The organism is Paraburkholderia sp. SIMBA_027 (assembly GCF_046535315.1).
Lineage (GTDB): Bacteria > Pseudomonadota > Gammaproteobacteria > Burkholderiales > Burkholderiaceae > Paraburkholderia > Paraburkholderia tropica.
In genome coordinates this window covers 1-270 of the sequence record NZ_JAWRWY010000637.1, presented here as the reverse complement: position 1 = coordinate 270, position 270 = coordinate 1, and the positions used below count along the sequence as shown (strand labels likewise).

The window sequence follows — 270 nt, the reverse complement described above, 5'->3', positions numbered from 1 at the left end:
ACATCGGCGGAACGACTGCGGACATCGCGCTAATCGTGGATGGCCAACCGCAATACGCTACCGGCGAATACATCGGCGAATTCCAGATTCATATTCCGTCTGTGTCGGTGTCATCGGTCGGCGACGGCGGCGGTTCCATTGCCTGGGTCGACGAATTCGGCGTGCTGAAGGTCGGGCCTGAGAGCGCAGGATCGAGCCCAGGGCCAGTCTGTTACGGCCGTGGCGGCACGCGCCCGACAATCACCGATGCATTCGCCGTCATCGGCGGGC

At 63.0% G+C, this 270-nt stretch carries 1 protein-coding gene; it reads left to right on the top strand.

What is annotated here, in order from left to right; translation table 11 throughout:
• Positions 1-270 (top strand): hydantoinase/oxoprolinase family protein (locus SB764_RS40555; RefSeq protein ID WP_410866835.1); only part of this gene is annotated, 270 nt, incomplete at both ends.